Origin of the sequence: Enterococcus sp. CSURQ0835 (genome assembly GCF_902706605.1) — a bacterium.
Taxonomy (GTDB): Bacteria; Bacillota; Bacilli; order Lactobacillales; family Enterococcaceae; genus Enterococcus_A.
The window spans coordinates 23,351-39,476 of record NZ_CACSLH010000012.1 but is presented as its reverse complement, the minus strand read 5'-3'; the positions used below and the strand labels follow the sequence as shown (position 1 = coordinate 39,476).

13 protein-coding genes are annotated in these 16,126 nt (G+C 44.1%); 2 read left to right on the top strand and 11 right to left on the bottom strand.

Going from position 1 to position 16,126, the window contains the following annotated elements:
- On the top strand, positions 1–663 hold the full coding sequence (locus GVJ38_RS06820; RefSeq protein WP_159722430.1) for an ABC transporter permease: 663 nt from the start codon (positions 1–3) through the stop codon (positions 661–663).
- A gap of 79 nt (positions 664–742) precedes the next feature.
- Here GVJ38_RS06820 and GVJ38_RS06815 read toward each other — a convergent pair whose 3' ends face one another.
- From GVJ38_RS06815 to GVJ38_RS06780, 8 genes are all read right to left on the bottom strand, one after another.
- Positions 743–1,084 (bottom strand): hypothetical protein, encoded by a 342-nt coding sequence (locus GVJ38_RS06815; protein WP_159722429.1) that lies wholly within the window; start codon positions 1,082–1,084, stop codon positions 743–745.
- A 218-nt stretch (positions 1,085–1,302) separates the two neighbouring features.
- Positions 1,303–3,126 carry an APC family permease gene (locus tag GVJ38_RS06810; protein WP_159722428.1) on the bottom strand — a complete coding sequence of 608 codons (1,824 nt, stop codon included), beginning with the start codon at positions 3,124–3,126 and terminating at the stop codon, positions 1,303–1,305.
- 218 nt (positions 3,127–3,344) lie between these two features.
- Positions 3,345–6,050 carry a YhgE/Pip domain-containing protein gene (locus GVJ38_RS06805; protein ID WP_200849466.1) on the bottom strand — a complete coding sequence of 902 codons (2,706 nt, stop codon included), beginning with the start codon at positions 6,048–6,050 and terminating at the stop codon, positions 3,345–3,347.
- Between the two features lie 223 nt (positions 6,051–6,273).
- Positions 6,274–6,597, bottom strand: coding sequence for a hypothetical protein (locus tag GVJ38_RS06800; protein WP_159722426.1), 324 nt, complete (start codon positions 6,595–6,597; stop codon positions 6,274–6,276).
- 1 nt (position 6,598) lies between these two features.
- Positions 6,599–7,531 carry an NADP-dependent oxidoreductase gene (locus GVJ38_RS06795; RefSeq protein ID WP_159722425.1) on the bottom strand — a complete coding sequence of 311 codons (933 nt, stop codon included), beginning with the start codon at positions 7,529–7,531 and terminating at the stop codon, positions 6,599–6,601.
- 73 nt (positions 7,532–7,604) lie between these two features.
- The gene (locus tag GVJ38_RS06790) at positions 7,605–9,482 is read right to left on the bottom strand and encodes an ABC transporter ATP-binding protein (RefSeq protein WP_159722424.1); all 1,878 of its coding nucleotides are present in this window, start codon (positions 9,480–9,482) and stop codon (positions 7,605–7,607) included.
- Complete coding sequence (locus GVJ38_RS06785; protein ID WP_159722423.1) at positions 9,469–11,211, bottom strand: ABC transporter ATP-binding protein; 1,743 nt, start codon at positions 11,209–11,211, stop codon at positions 9,469–9,471. The genes GVJ38_RS06790 and GVJ38_RS06785 overlap by 14 nt, the downstream gene beginning before the upstream one ends.
- 117 nt (positions 11,212–11,328) lie before the next feature.
- Positions 11,329–12,780, bottom strand: a complete 1,452-nt coding sequence (locus GVJ38_RS06780) for a helix-turn-helix domain-containing protein (protein WP_159722422.1) — start codon at positions 12,778–12,780, stop codon at positions 11,329–11,331.
- Between the two features lie 249 nt (positions 12,781–13,029).
- Between GVJ38_RS06780 and GVJ38_RS06775 the strand changes: the two genes are divergently transcribed.
- Positions 13,030–14,079: a class F sortase gene (locus GVJ38_RS06775; protein ID WP_235032839.1), complete on the top strand. Its 1,050-nt coding sequence runs from the start codon at positions 13,030–13,032 to the stop codon at positions 14,077–14,079.
- A 95-nt stretch (positions 14,080–14,174) separates the two neighbouring features.
- Here GVJ38_RS06775 and GVJ38_RS06770 read toward each other — a convergent pair whose 3' ends face one another.
- Genes GVJ38_RS06770 through acpS form a run of 3 tightly spaced genes read right to left on the bottom strand, consistent with a single transcriptional unit; the run spans position 14,175 to position 16,070 of the window.
- A complete protein-coding gene (locus GVJ38_RS06770) occupies positions 14,175–14,549 on the bottom strand; it encodes a type II toxin-antitoxin system PemK/MazF family toxin (RefSeq protein ID WP_159722421.1) in 375 nt (124 codons plus the stop codon).
- 20 nt (positions 14,550–14,569) lie between these two features.
- On the bottom strand, positions 14,570–15,703 hold the full coding sequence (gene alr / locus GVJ38_RS06765) for an alanine racemase (protein WP_159722420.1): 1,134 nt from the start codon (positions 15,701–15,703) through the stop codon (positions 14,570–14,572).
- 16 nt (positions 15,704–15,719) lie between these two features.
- The gene (acpS, locus tag GVJ38_RS06760) at positions 15,720–16,070 is read right to left on the bottom strand and encodes a holo-ACP synthase (protein WP_159722419.1); all 351 of its coding nucleotides are present in this window, start codon (positions 16,068–16,070) and stop codon (positions 15,720–15,722) included.
- Between the last annotated feature and the right edge of the window lie 56 nt (positions 16,071–16,126).

Sequence of the window (16,126 nt, the reverse complement as noted above, 5' to 3'; positions counted from 1 at the left end):
TTGGAAAATTTGAATACCTTACAACAGTTTTTTGACTATTTTAAGATCAATGGCGGCTATGTCTTGGCGCAATTCACCCGCCACTTCTTGATCTCGATTTATGGTGTGTTGCTAGCTGCACTTATCGGGATTCCGATCGGGATCTTCATCTCAAAACATTCAAAATTAGCTAACTGGGTGATCCGCTTGGCAAATATCATCCAAACGATCCCGTCTTTAGCGATGGTTTCGATTTTGATGATCGGTCTCGGACTTGGCGTCAACGTCGTGATCTTAACGGTCTTCTTATATTCTCTTTTGCCGATCATCAAAAATACGTACACTGGCATGCGCCAAGTCGATAAAAATGCACTGGACGTCGGTAAAGGCATGGGCATGACTAGCTTGCAACGTCTGTATTTGATCGAGCTCCCGCTTTCGATTTCGGTCATCATGGCTGGGATCAGAAACGCACTGGTCGTAGCCATCGGGATCACAGCCATTGGCGCATTTGTTGGCGCAGGCGGCCTCGGCGATATTATCATCCGCGGAACAAATGCGACCGATGGAACAGCGATTATTTTAGCAGGTGCGCTCCCTACCGCTTTAATGGCGATCATCACCGACTGGTTATTAGGAATCGTGGAACGAAAACTCGATCCTGTGACGAAAACGAGTCGGTAAAAAAAGACCGTTAAATTGCTACTAGCATAAATTCATCCAACCTAAAAAACGGAAGTGCAGCCAGCACTTCCGTTTTGATTTAAGCAATTTTTTTCTGTTTAACGACTCGTTGTAACAAAACTAAAATCAGTAACGCCAGTATGAGATATCCGACTAAATTGAACCACGAGTTGGCTACTAACGCGAGACCGATCCCCACCACGACCGAAGCATTGGCATTGGAACCAGCTGATTGACTATGGCCATAAAAATAAGGTAAGTTTGAACGCAATTCCAGTACCCAATAAAAAATCCCCAACAAACTTATGACCGCTCCTACGATCTGGATAAAAAAGACCGGCTCGACTAATTGCAGTTTCGCAGCAAAAGCCACGAGTCCAACTCCAACAACCGTTAGCCCTTTTAAGATCAATAATTTCATCTTACTCACTCCTCAGAAATATTTTGTTTAAACTTTCTGACATTGCTTTTCTGCATTATCTACCGAAACAATGGAATGTGCAATCTTTTTTATTTTATACGAACTTAACTAAATCAATTCATTTCTAGAGACAAAAGATGCGAACGAAATGAAATAGTTATCCGTTCGCTCGCATTTACTTTTTGTTAAAGATGCAAAAATTTTTCCGCTTCAACACTTTATTTTTTCAAATGATAATTATAGGTACTGACGATGATATCATCGCGATAAGACAGCCGCAGTCGCAACTTAAAGGCAGTTTGGTTATGCAATGAACGTTTCCACGCTTTGTTCGGTACAAACTCAGGTATCAAAACAGTCGTGGTGTAATTATGTTTTTTGGCATTGGCAGAAACTCGGTCCACATAGCGCGCGACCGGATTGACGATCGAGCGATACGGCGAGCGGACGACTGAGAAGCGAACTTCAGGGAAATGTTCGCGGAACTCATGGCGGATCTCTCGTTCTTTGGCTTCGTTTTCTTCTAGCGAGACGTGCATGGCGATCACGTAATCCCCGATCGATTGCGCGTAGTTCAATGCGCCGATGTTGACTTGAGTCACATTGCCCACTAAAACGATCACCGTATTGCCATCGTATTCATGTAACGCGACATCTTCAGCTAGCCGTAACTGTTCGGCGACTTTTTTATAATGATCGTGGATTTTATAAAAGACATAGATCAAGATCGGCATAATGATGAAAAATGGCCAAATATCTAACAAGCGATAGACAAACAAAATCACGACGATCGAAAATGAGATCAACGCGCCGATAATATTGGCGATCGATTTTTTTAACCAAGGACCACCTTCGCCGCGCCATTTTTTGACCATCCCAGTCTGTGACAACGTAAAAGGAATGAAGACTCCGACTGAATACAAAGGAATCAAACGTTCCGTCGAACCTTGGAAGATCATCAATAAAATAATCGAACCTAAAGCCAACGTAATGATCCCGTTTGAATACCCTAACCGATCGCCTCGGTCTTGGTACCGGTGAGGCAAATATTTATCTTTTGCTAAATTATAAGCTAAAACGGGAAAGGCTGAGAATCCAGTATTGGCTGCCACGGCTAAGATCAAAGCCGTTGCGAATTGCAAAATGTAATAAAAAATTCCTTTACCAAAAACCGCTTCTCCGACTTGTGACAAGACCGTAACTTTTTCCGATGGGACGATCCCATACCAGTAGTTTAAAAACGTGATCCCGGTAAAGAAGAACCCTAAAATGATTCCCATCATCGCCAGCGTTCCCGCAGCATTTTTCGCGCGCGGTTTTTTGAAAAACGGCACGGCGTTACTGATCGCTTCGACCCCGGTCAAAGAAGAAGACCCTGAAGAAAAAGCCCGCAGCAATAACGCGACCGTGATTCCTGGAACGACTGTCCCGACTTGAGCTGTCGCTTGGATCGGTGCAGCACCCGTCAAACATTTGAACAGTCCGACAATGATCAAAAGTGTGATCACTCCGATAAATGAATAGACCGGCACCATCAAAAAGCCTGCGCTTTCTCGTAAGCCGCGTAGATTCATCAGCATCAATAGCAAGACGATCACCACCGAGATCGCAACTCGATGATGGTACAAACTCGGGATCGCCGAAGCAATCGCTTCTGCACCGGCCGAGACTGAGACGGCTACCGTCAACATATAATCGATCAGCAAGGAACCCCCGGCGATCAAACCGGCATTTTTGCCCAAATTCTCGCTACTGACGACATACGCTCCCCCACCGTGAGGATACGCGTGAATGATTTGACGATAAGATAAAATCAAGGAAGTCAGTAAAACTAAAACAACGACTGCAATTGGCAATGAGTACCAGATCGCAGCAGCTGATAAGGTCACTAAGATCACAACGATTTGCTCTGTTCCGTAAGCGACCGATGACAACGCATCTGACGACAGCATCGCCAAAGCCGCGAATCGACTCAAACTTTGATCATCATTTTCTGACGATTTTAATGGGCGTCCTACTAATAGACGCTTCAAGTAATCCACTTTCTTCACCCCTTTAATAAAGTACAAACAAGCGATATGCTACTCGGGAATGAGAAAAAAGTCAATCTTTTCTTGCAGGTTTTTAGGAAGGACTTAGAAAAGTGGAACCGACTGGATAGCTTCGGTAAAATAAGCGGAAGCAAGCGTAAAAAAATACAGGCGTGACAGAAGTGGTCAGCTCCAAAAAAAGAGCTACTTCTGTCACGCCTTCACTTAGTTTAATGGAAGATCTTGCTTTCATGAGAGACTTTAGTCAATTTTTTCAACTGCGGTTGGATGACTGGATAAGCCCACGTCCCGATCACCGCAAATCCGATAAACAACGCGACCATGATCCAAATATCTTTTGTCGCATTAGGCCAATAGATCCCGCCGGCACTTTCTCGTAACAGATTGACCGCATGAGTAAAGGGTAGCCACGGGTTGACTGCTTGGAAAAATTTCCCCGAGACTTGGATCGGATAATTCCCGCCCCCGCCAGAAATCGACAAGACCAGAATGATGACCGCTAGTCCTTTACCAACTGTTCCAAAGAGTGCGACTAGTGCATAGACCATCATCGTAAAGGCTAGTCCAACGAGTAACGCAAACAAGACACTCAACACCGGACTTTTCACATAGACGCCTAAAATAAAGATATTTCCTAGAGATACGATCAAGGACTGGGCGGTCCCCATCGTCAAATACGTCAATAAGCGCGCACCAAATCGTTCACGTTTTGTGAATTTGCCTCGATCTTTTGGATCTAAATAAAAATCTGTTGTCGTAACGCTAGAAAATAAAACGGCCCCGACCCACAAACACAATGCGGTATAAAACGGCGCACTAGCCGAACCATTGTTGGCGATTGGATACATCGTATGATCTTTCAACTCGACCGGTTTAGTGAAAAAGTCACTTTCTTTTTGGGCATCCAGCTTCAATAACTTCAAAACTTCCCCAAAATCAATTTCTTGATCGCCTTGTTTGATCGCCCCGGCAGCTTTTTGGATTCCTGCTTTCAAGGTCGGCCAATCATTAACGATCAAATCATTCGCTTGATTCAGCGCCGATTCCACCACTGGCATTTTATCGTTGGCAACTTTTAGACCTTGTGTCAGATCCGTTTTGACGCCGGGCCAATCATTTTGGAAAAAGTTCGTCGCTTGGCTAAGTTTTTGTTCAACTTGTGGCAGTTCATTGTTATAAAGATCCGCGCCGCGATTGATACCGGTGGTGATCTCATTCATGTGTCCATTTAACATAACGTTTGCATCATGGACTTCTTTGCCGACTGCCGGCATTTGTTGCTGGTATTTTTCTAAGATCGCGATTGCATCGGTCACTGTTTTTTCCGTTGAATTGAGCAGACTATTAAAATCGATCCCATTGGCTTTTGCCAATAGATCTTGCGCTCCAGATACCGTCGTGATCAATTGATCCAAGACATTGTTAACCGTCGTTTGGACGCCATTGACATCGATACTGTTCGCAAGCTGACTGATTCCTTGCCCGACACTTGAAATCTGATTAGCTAACGCTACGACTTGGTCGACATCAAAATTCGTCCCCGTCTGTAAAAAGCCGTCGATCCGATTTTTCAGATCCGTCACGAGCTGATTCAAATGATTGACTTGATCGATCGCGCCTTGTAAGTCTTGATTACCAGCTTGTTGTTGCAGTTGGCTGAAAAATGCTGCGACATTAGTCAAGGCCGATTGTTGCTTTGCTAAGTTACCAGAAAAATCCCCCAAGACTTGGCGAATGTCTTGTTTTTCTTGATCGGTCAAGCGATTATCACTGACGGCTTGTCCCAGCGTGCCCGCGATCGAACTCGTCGTATCACCAATCGTCGCCACGGATTTTAACGTGACCATTGCGGAATTTGCGATGCTGGGAACTGCTTGTTTGAATTGTTCAGCAGCTTGCTTCGAGGTATCAGCGAGTTGCGCGGCATTACCACTCATCTTTTCGATTGCCGGCATTGTTTGTTGGACTTGTTGAATGATCGTAAGACCTTGTTTGGCTTCATTGATCCCATCGTTCATCGTTTGTTGGATCGATGCAAAATCTTGATCAACAGTCGCGAGTTGTTGCCCGGCTTGTTGGATCTCCGGAATCTTTTGCTGCAAGTCTAAAATGATCGATGCTTGTTGCTTGAGCTCCGGCATTTTTTGATTCAATGTAACGAGTTTTTGACCCATCTCATCGATTTGCGGCAAGTAACTTTCCATTTGATTGGCTTGGGCTAATTTTTGTTTCAGCTCCGGCAACTGACCCCGAACATCTTGGATCTGTTTCAAATACCCTTCGATCTCGCCTAGATTGTCATTGGTATTTAAAATCAAGCTTTTGACTTTATTGATCGACACGAGATTGCTGTCGATATCATAGCCCAGTTCATTGAAGACTTTCAGCAAAGTCGAACTGGCCGTCTTAATAAACTCATCCGTGATCTCTTGTTGGATCGAGCTGGCACCTTTATCAGTGATCTTTGGTGCGATCGCATTGATCTTTTGATTCAAATAGTATTCGATCTTTGGTTTTTTGATCTCACCACTAGTAAAACTCAAAAGATCTTGCGAGAAGTCAGCGGGTAAATAAATACCGGCATAATATTTACCAGATCGGACACCTTCGACTAATTGTTCTTTTGATGAAACAAACCGCCAACCTAGCTGTTTGTTTTTATGCAAGTTCGTAATGACTTGATCCCCGATCTCGACTTCTTTTTTTTGAAAAGTAGCGCCCGCATCGGCACTGTAGACTGCGATAGGTAACTCACCAGTATTGGAATACGGGTCCCATAACGCTTTGATATTAAACCAAGCATACAACGACGGGATGACCATTAAAGCGATCATCAACAAGACTGCGATCGGATTTTTTATGATCCGTTTCCAATCGAGAGCGTAAAGTTGGACGGTATGCTTGATGGATTGAATTGGTTTCATGAATCGTTTCACCCACTCTGATTTTTTCTGACCGACTTACAATAGCATGGAGAAATAGCCCTTTTCAATCACTCCATTTGACAAGTCTGGCAAATTACGACACATCGACTGATTTGTCGGACAGCTCGTGCTGATTGCTTAAGAAAAATTAATGAGTCCCCTACCTGCAAAAAACTTTTCTCAAGCAGTCAATCAAGCAAAAGAACCGTCGCGGTTATTTCCCCGCGGCGGTCAATCGTTTAGCTAAACAAAATTTTGTTAATAAAACCTCAGCTGCTGACTCTAATTTTTCAGTTTCACTTCGGTCCCAGCGTTTGATCGGAGTCGCAGCTAGATCTAATAACGCGATCGGAACGGCGCGCCCGCCGACCCATTCGATCGTGATCTCTGGCTGAATGACTTTTTCGCCACAAGCACCACTCGTTAAAAAAGCCAGTTTAAATCGTTCACCGACATTTTTTAAGCGATAATAGCCATCGTCTAAATATTCTATTTCTCCAAAATGTTGCTGAACTAGCTGCCACTTTTTTTGATCCATTTTATTGCTCCTTTTGGATGATAAGCTTGCCCGCATTGGGATGGCCTTCAATTTTTTCATGCGCTGTGATGACACTTGTCAATTCAAAAGGTAAAATCTCAGCGATCGTAAGTTTGAGTTTGCCCGCTTTATATAAAGCCGTTAACGCTTCGAATGCTTCTTGGTCTTGGTAACTGCGACTAGGACCAAAGTGCACATAATTACCAGCTTTCGTGCGTTTTGTCGGTAAGTCATTTAACGCGATGTACGTCCCGCCAGCTTTTAGTAATTTCATGCCACTTTCACTGGTGCGGCTGCCTTTAGTAGCATCAATGACAGTATCGGCTTGATCGGCAAAAACTTTACCTGGATCGACCTGATCATAAGCCGCGAAGTGATCGACACCTAAGTTTCGCACCAATTCTTCATTGCGTTTTGAAGCAGTTCCGATCACCGTTTTTCCGTTTGCTTTCAACAATTGAACGACTAATGAGCCCACTGCCCCAGATGCACCTTGGACTGCCACGACTTCGCCTGCCGCTTCACCTAATAAATGGGTCACTAAATTATAGGCGGTCAAGCCTGGTGTCACGAGTCCTGCCGCTTCGGCAAATGACATTTCAGCTGGCTTCAAAACTACTTTATTCCCTGGAACGACGATCTCTTCACCGTAACTGCCGGTCAAAGCGTGAAAGATCACTTCATCGCCGACTTTTAATTCCGGCACGCCGATCCCGACTTCAGTCACGATCCCAGCACCATCTTTGCCTAGCACATAGGGAAATTCGATCGACTGACTCATCTTCCCTTGGCGAAAAGCTACGTCATAAGGATTGACTGCAAAAGTTTTGATTGCGATGCGAACGTGGCTGGCATCTACTACGCGGGGGTTGGCCTCGATTTCTTCAAACACCTCGCGGGCAGCACCAAATCCTTTGATTGCAAAACGTTTCATCTTGGATCCTTCCTTTCTATTTCTGAAGCGACGAGACAAAGCAGCACTATCATCACCGCCGCAAGCTGGACCATTAAGCTAATTCGACTTTACCGGTATACAATTGATAATACAAGCCGCCTTCTTTTAACAAACTTTCGTGAGTCCCCCGTTCTAAAATCCGACCGTGGTCCATCACCATGATGACATCTGAATTTTGGATCGTGGACAATCGATGCGCAATGACAAAGACGGTCCGACCTTCCATCAGACGATCCATCCCCGACTGAACGATACTTTCGGTTCGCGTATCGATACTGGAAGTTGCTTCATCCATGATCATCACGGGCGGGTCTGCGATCGCAGCACGCGCAATCGCTAATAGCTGACGCTGCCCTTGAGACATCCCTTCACCGTCACCGGTGATTACCGTGTCATATTGTTCCGGTAAATGTTGGATAAAACTGTCCGCATTGGCTAATTTAGCGGCTTCGATCACTTCTTCATCGGTCGCATCCAGTCGCCCGTAGCGGATATTATCTTTAATCGAACCGGTGAACAGATGCGTGTCTTGTAAAATGATCCCCAATGAACGACGCAACGAATTTTTTTTGATTTTTTGAACATTGATCCCATCGTAGCGAATCTTACCCTCTTGCACATCGTAAAAGCGATTGATCAAATTGGTGATCGTCGTCTTCCCAGCACCCGTTGCACCAACGAAAGCAACTTTTTGACCAGGTTCAGCATAAAGATTAATATCATGCAACACGACATGACCTTCATCATAGCCAAAATTAACAGCTTCAAATCGTACATCACCAGTCAATTTTGTATACGTCACACTACCATCTTCATGGGGCTGTTTCCACGCCCAGATGCCAGTACGTTCGTTACTTTCCGTCAGCTGTCCTGCCTTTTCAGTTACATTGACCAAGGTTACATACCCGTCATCGACTTCAGGTGCTTCATCTAACAGTTGGAAGATCCGGTCGGCACCAGCTAAAGCCATGATGACGAAATTGATCTGTTGCGAGATCTGACTGATGGGGCCGTTTAAAGAACGACTCAACTGTAAAAATGACGCGATCATCCCGACCGTCAGACTCGAAACACCATAAACTGCAAACAAGCCACCGACGATCGCGACTAAAACGTATTGGACATTCAATAAGTTCATCATGATCGGCATCAACGTATTGGCGACGCCGTTAGCTTTGGTCGCACTGACTCGTAACGTTTCATTGATCGTATCAAAATCATCGATCGCTCGTTTTTCGTGATTGAACACTTTCACGACTTTTTGCCCGTGCATCATCTCTTCAATAAACCCATTGACTCGTCCTAAATCACGTTGTTGCGCACCAAAGTAACGACCACTGCGCCGCGAGATGATCCTCAGCATCCCAAACATCAATGAGACGGTAAAAATCACAAACAATGTGAGCGGGATACTCAATGAAAACATCGCCACAAAGACGGATATAAATGTCACACCAGCAAGCATCAAGTTGGGGATACTTTGCGAGATCATTTGGCGCAAGGTATCCGTGTCATTGGTGAAATGACTCATGATGTCTCCGTGAGAATTTGAGTCAAAGTAACTTAGCGGCAACGTCTCTAAATGATTGAACAAATCATCCCGGATCTTTTTTTGCGTTCCTTCTGAAACTTTGACCATCATTAGATTGTAGATCAAAGTCGAGGTGATCCCAACTAAATAAATGACGCCCATCGTCATGATCGCTTTTAACAAACCGCCGAAATTCGGATCAGCTTTACCTATGAGAGGCGTGATATATTGATCGATTACAACTTGTAAAAAAAGTGACCCGCGAACATTGGCAAATGCACTGAGCAAGATCAACACTAAGACGAACAACAGTTGGAATTTGTAACGCCGGATCATGATTCCCAACAATCGTTTCAAAGGTTTGATGGTATTTTTCGTTTGTTTTTTATTCGATAACATGTTCACCAAATCCTTTCTGCTGAGAATTATTTACTTCTTGGTAGATCTGATTGGTTTGCATCAATTCTGCGTGAGTTCCGATACCGTTGATCTTGCCATCATCCAATACGATGATGCGATCGGCGTCTTGGATCGAACTGATCCGCTGAGAAATAATAAAAGTCGTCGTCCCAGGAATCTCTTTGGCTAACCCTTCGCGAATCGCGCGGTCAGTTTTCGTATCAACGGCGCTAGTCGAGTCATCCAAAATCAAGATCTTTGGTTTTTTCAACAGCGCGCGAGCAATCGTCAACCGCTGCTTTTGTCCACCAGAGACATTGTTCCCGCCTTCTGAGATCATCGTCTCGTATTTTTTAGGAAACTCTTGGATAAACGAATCGGCTTGTGCGATCTTCGCCGCCCGCACGATTTCTTCATCACTGGCTGTTTCATTGCCCCAACGTAAGTTTTCGGCGATCGTCCCGGTGAATAGCACATTATTTTGTAAAACCATTCCGACTTGATCGCGTAACACTTCAAGATTATAGTCTTTGACATCGTGTCCGCCGACTTTTACCACTCCGTGAGTCGCATCGTAAAGCCGCGGGATCAATTGCACTAGACTGGATTTTGAACTCCCGGTCCCTCCGACGATTCCGATCACTTCACCGGATCTGATCTTCAAATCAATATTTTCTAACACTAATTTATCCATATCATTTTTGTAACTGAAACACACATCATCAAACTCAACGGAACCATCTGGTACTTTTTGTAACGGTTGCGCCCCGTTTTTCAAGTCGCTTTCTTCTGATAAAACTTCCGTGATCCGCTCGGCTGACGTGCGTGCGACCATCAATTGGACAAAGGTCATAGACATCATCATCAGACTCATCAAAATCTGCATCGTATAGTTGAACATACTTACTAATTCACCAGTCGTCAACGTTCCTTTATCAACGATCAAATTTGCTCCTAGCCATGACAGCAAAAGCATACACGTATAAATAGCAAATTGCATCAACGGCATGTTAAACGCTACGATCCGTTGCGCTTTAGTGAAATTATCAAAAACAGCAGTCGAGACCGTGCTGAATTTTTGTTCTTCATAGCCTTCTCGCACATACGATTTGACGACTCGAATGCCTTGCAAATTTTCTTGGACGACACGGTTCAAACGGTCATACGTTTTAAAGACTTTCATAAAAATCGGCCGTGCAAAGTGAATGATGATGAACAAGCCGACCGCTAAAAGTGGCACGACGAGCACGTAGATCATCGACAATTCTTTGTTGATGTGAAAGGCCATCGTCAAAGAAAAAATCAAAATCAACGGTGAACGAACTAAGATCCGGATGATCATCTGATACGCATTTTGGATATTGGTGACATCAGTCGTCAAGCGGGTGATCAAACTAGAGCTAGAAAAACGATCGATGTTAGAAAAAGAAAAACTTTGGATGCGTTCAAATAAATTATGGCGCAAGTTCCGCGCAAAACCAGCTGATGCGATCGCCGCCGTTTTTCCTCCCATCGTTCCCATGAACAGTGCAAACAGCGCACACAAAAACAACAGCCCACCGAGTTTTAAGATCACAGTCGAGTCACTTTTTTGAATCCCTTGGTCGATCAAGCTCGCCATGATCAAGGGCATCACCACATCCATCGCGACTTCTCCCATGACAAAAAATGGCGTGACTAAGCTCGTCTTTTTATATTCGCCAACACTGGCTAACAGCTTTTTAAACATTGGTTCACGTCCTTTCTCTCTTTTATAGTATAGAGTTTTCCAGATTTTATTTCTATTAATATCCCTTTAAATCGAAAACGTTTTACTAAAGGAAAAAGACACCGCCTAAGACAGTGTCTACCGTTTTTGTTTAACTTGTTGGCTCACAAGTAAAAAATCCAAATCATCTAAAAAATCATCGATCAACTGTAAATTGGGATACGGATAATTAGCTAGCGGATAATTGGATAAGACAAGATCATACGTAGCTAATTTTTCGTAATCGGTCAAAGCAAAAATAGACTCTCCATACACTGTCGGCTCCACTCGATAATAAAAGCGGCTCTTCAACCATTCGGCTAATAATTCGCCGTGACGTTTGCCAGAATCACTGACGACTAACACGTTGACTTTGGGTGAGTGAACATCTAAATAATAGCCGAGCTGCCCCCAATTTTTAAATAATAATTGCAAGACTTCTGCTTGAAACTGCGTAAACCACGGAAAATCAGTTGCTTTTTCTAGCCGAATCAAGAGCTGCTGGACTAGCTTGGTAAAATGCGGATAGTCCCGTTTGACAAAGCGGCTGAATAGTTCTGCTTCATTAAATAAAAGCGTCCGCCGATATGGATAGATGCGATAGCCATGATACAATTGCAAACAAGCTTGGAACAGCCGTTTTTGGTCGATCGCAGCTAACTCGATCATAAAAGTCGTTTCGAGTTCTGTAAAAAACTTCCGCAGCTCTGCTAAAACATCCAAGGCCTCGTGCTGCTTTAACAACACATGATCGTAATACAAACTCAACGCGACTTCTGTCTGCCAATTCTGACTGACAGAAAGCTGGGTGCGTAAAATACTTTTTTCCAATTCGGCTAATAAAGCGGCACGGGTCGTCGTCAAAGGTGGCTGTTTTTGTTGTAGCAAGTCAGGCGCTAACAAAAAGCCTTGGCTATTGCGAAATAGCAGCACGACTAAAAAATAAGTGTAGCGCATTTTTTCACGATCAGTCAGCAACAGATCAAATGTCTGACTGCTGCCATTTACAAAGCACAAAAGTTCTTGCTTAGCTAGAAAAAACGGCCAGCGGGCTAGACCATATTTTTCGATAAAAAAATTTTGATAAAAGATCCGGACCCACCGTTCATCAGGTGCCGTCACTCGAAACGGTTTGCGCTCAATTTGTAACCCGTGGCGTTTTAACGAGTGTTCTAATTGTCGAATCATCCGATAAAAAGTCGCTTCACTGACAAATAAACAATTGATCCAATATTCCGCGTCTTTGTTAGGATCAAAAAAAACTTTCTCTAAAAAATCAAACGCTTCTGATTGTTCCATGATTGAAGAGAACAACAGTTGCCATTTGTTATGTTGACTATCATCGAGTCGCAGCCCTTTTGTTTTGGAATATTCGACCCCGACTTTGCCGGCCCATTCGTGATTGATCGTATCGATATCCGACAAGACGGTCTTTGGAGTACAATCCAGTTCATCCGCGATTTTTTGGAGCGGCTGCCAGTCAAATGTATCGCGCAATTTTCCAACGATTGCTAGCCGCCGCTGAACTGACGTCTTCAACAATTCTTTCATCCTATACCCTCACACAATCATTGCATTTTTTTCATTTTAGCTGAATATTTTAGCTCAGTTTGCTGGTTATTTCCTTAATCATTATATCATAAAATAACTTTATAATAATGAACAAAAATAGTTATCAAGCTGTTTTGAGATTAAAAATAACTATTTTTGAAACAATGCAAGAGGTTACTTTTTCATAAACCACAACTCGCTTCTATAATGACATTGTAAACTTAAAACGATAGAAACGGAGCGATCTTAATGCGACCAAGTAAACTGTTGCTGCTAAAAATTACTATTTCACTTACTGGTGTGGCCTTGTTTACATTACCAAATTTATTATTAGCCGCCGGAAAAGATCCGGGACAATTAACTGCAAATACCAGCCAAAAAATTTCCTCTCTCGTCCAATCAACCACCAAGCCAACTGAAAAAGCCCTCTCAAGTTCGACGCAAAATTCTACTTCGAAAACCGCAAAACCAGAAACGACTCAAACTATGACGACCAAACAATCAATCGCTCCTTCAGCAATTAACAGCACAGTTCCCGTTGAAGTAAGTCAAACCGCAGCAAGTAGTTCAACTGCCACAACTGATCCAGCAACTAACAGTTCAACTGCGCCGACCGCAACAACTGAAAGTACTCAAGTCCAAGCTACGACTCTTGAGTCAACTGCAGCTGAAAACAGCGCCGCAGCCTCTACTGAATCAACAACTGCTGCAGCAACACCGGCAGGATCTTCCAGCGAAGAAGCTGCCCCAGCCGCAACTGAAACAACGGCGACTCAAGAAACTACGGAGGCAGCGCCTGCTCAAACTACCGTCGAAACGACCAGTTACAGCGCAGTGCCAGAAACCAGTACCGCAGTTCAAACACCAGCGCCAGCACCGGAAGCACCTAAAACTGATCAACTTAAAATCTTGAATCAATCGATCAGCTACCAAAACGGTGGCCAAAGTCAAGGGCAAGCGATCATCGACCAAAATCATTCGATCGTCTCAACTTGGGGTGGCGTACCAGCCCAATCAGGAAATGATAATCAAAATACGCATTTCATTGGACATAATCCGGGAATTTTTTCTGTGTTGTTTTCATTACATATTGGTGATGTGATCACCGCTACCGATAGTCAAGGGCAACCGACTGATTATAAAATTTATTCCATCGTGCAAGTTGACGACTCTGGCTATGATATCCATGACGGACACGATTATTGGGATCAAATCACTGGAACTTCCGGCGGCGAACGTATCACGCTGCAAACCTGTATCGATGATTCAACCAATCTCGTCGTCTTCGCCAATCATTAAACAATTAAAAAACGATCAGCCCACACCCAGAGCTGATCGTTTTTTTTTGCGGCCAAAGCTTCGTCCGCATCATTATGATCGAAAAAAATAATTGCTTATGTAAAACGCGGTTCAGGCATGATAGAGATCCCACTGTCAATGCCGACACTCACGCGAAGTGCTTCATCGACTTCTTCCATGACCTCTCGATTCAAATGACAAACTCGTTCTTTCAACCGCGATTTATCGATCGTTCGAATCTGTTCTAACAAGATCACTGAATCCCGCTCGATCCCGGTCCCAGCTTTGATCCCGATGTGCGTTGGTAATTTAGGTTTGGCCATCTTTGCGGTGATCGCTGCAACGATGATCGTTGGGCTGAAGTGGTTTCCTAAATTATTTTGGATCACTAAGACCGGCCGGATGCCACCTTGTTCGGAACCGACCACTGGAGATAAATCTGCAAAATAGATATCGCCCCGTTTGACCAATGCTTCCTTCCCCCTCTATTCTACTCTTGATACAATCGCGGTACTCGTTCTGAGAGCAGACACGCGACTTCATAATGGATCGTATCTAAATATTCAGCAACTTCTTGCATTTTTATTTCAGCGCCGTGGTTTTTCCCAATCAGCGTAACTTTTGTTCCAACCGGATAAGCTTGCGGCAAGCGGATCATCATTTGATCCATGCAGACCCGACCCACGATTTCACAGTATTGGCCTTCCACTAAAACCGAAAAACCTTGCATCTTACGAATCCAACCATCGGCATAGCCGATCGGCACGGTTCCGATCCATTCCTCAGCGGGCGTAACGTACGTCTTCCCGTAGCCGACTCCTTCGCCTTTAGGTAATAATTTGACTTGGATCACTTCTGAAACGAGTTCTAATGCCGGCTTCAATTCATACGGTGCATCGATCAACGTACCAGAAGGATTCAAGCCATACATTCCTACACCAAAACGCACCATGTTCCCAAGTTTTTCTTCGTCATCGTGCCACAATGCCGTCGCACTATTGCTGGAATGCACATACCGCGGCAAATAATCTAAGCCGGTCACGACTTCTTTAAAACGAGCTTCTTGTTTTTGCCAATATGCATAACCCGCGGCCTTTTCATCTGCCGTTGAAAAATGCGTAAACAAGCCTTCCCATTCCATCAATGGATCATGTTCAATGAAAGTAACGGCTTCTTTGACCTCAGCAAGTGAACGAAAACCTAACCGCCCCATGCCAGTGTCGACTTTGAGATGCAGCTTCACGGGCCGTTTAGCATCGATTTCTTTTAACACTTGCTGGGCTTCAGTCAACCATTCATGCGTCGCGATCGTGATCGACAGATCGTAATCCACCACCACGGACAAATAACTGGGAAAGACCACGCTCAACACTAAAATCGGTTCAATGATCCCCGCTTCTCGCAACTCGATTCCTTCATCCAAAGTCGCCACACAAAATCCTGTAGCTCCTGCTCGTTTGGCAGCGTTGGCGGTTGCGATCGCACCATGACCATAGCCGTCTGCTTTGACAACGGCAAATAATTCACGGCCTTTAGGTAAGCGTGCAACTTCATTCCGAGTATTTTCTTCAATGGCATTTCTATGTATGATCGCTCTAGTAGGACGATGGTAAGTTACAACCACATTGATTTCCTCTTTTCTATTTTTCTAATATGACTTGGCCGATCGCGATCGTATCCGTGTGAGTCAAAGTGACGAAGACTTGCCCCTCAAACGGTGAATGCGTAAAAATCGGCTGCCCTTTCTCATTTCGTAAAATCTCTAACTCTTGAAAACTAATTTCGCCGATCCCCGTACCCCACGCTTTGGAAAAAGCTTCTTTACACGCATAACGGCCGGCCAAAAATTCCACTTGTCGTTTGGCCGAATGCGCCGCAAACAGTGCTTGTTCTTTTTCGGTCAAAACGCGCGTAATAAATTGAGGTTTGCGTTGGATGATTTTTTCCATCCGTTCCAACTCCACGGCATCGATTCCAATTCCGACAATCATATTTTCCCTCCGTTTATACTATACCCATTTTACCAAAGTCCGCCTGAAAATCTATT

Coding starts and splice junctions, on each gene's coding strand:
- GVJ38_RS06815 (WP_159722429.1), bottom strand. CDS start 1,084: ATGAAATTATTGATCTTAAAAGGGCTAACGGTTGTTGGAGTTGGACTC.
- GVJ38_RS06800 (WP_159722426.1), bottom strand. CDS start 6,597: ATGGATCAAAAAAAGTGGCAGCTAGTTCAGCAACATTTTGGAGAAATA.
- GVJ38_RS06795 (WP_159722425.1), bottom strand. CDS start 7,531: ATGAAACGTTTTGCAATCAAAGGATTTGGTGCTGCCCGCGAGGTGTTT.
- GVJ38_RS06790 (WP_159722424.1), bottom strand. CDS start 9,482: ATGTTATCGAATAAAAAACAAACGAAAAATACCATCAAACCTTTGAAA.
- GVJ38_RS06785 (WP_159722423.1), bottom strand. CDS start 11,211: ATGTTTAAAAAGCTGTTAGCCAGTGTTGGCGAATATAAAAAGACGAGC.
- GVJ38_RS06780 (WP_159722422.1), bottom strand. CDS start 12,780: ATGAAAGAATTGTTGAAGACGTCAGTTCAGCGGCGGCTAGCAATCGTT.
- GVJ38_RS06775 (WP_235032839.1), top strand. CDS start 13,030: ATGCGACCAAGTAAACTGTTGCTGCTAAAAATTACTATTTCACTTACT.
- acpS (WP_159722419.1), bottom strand. CDS start 16,070: ATGATTGTCGGAATTGGAATCGATGCCGTGGAGTTGGAACGGATGGAA.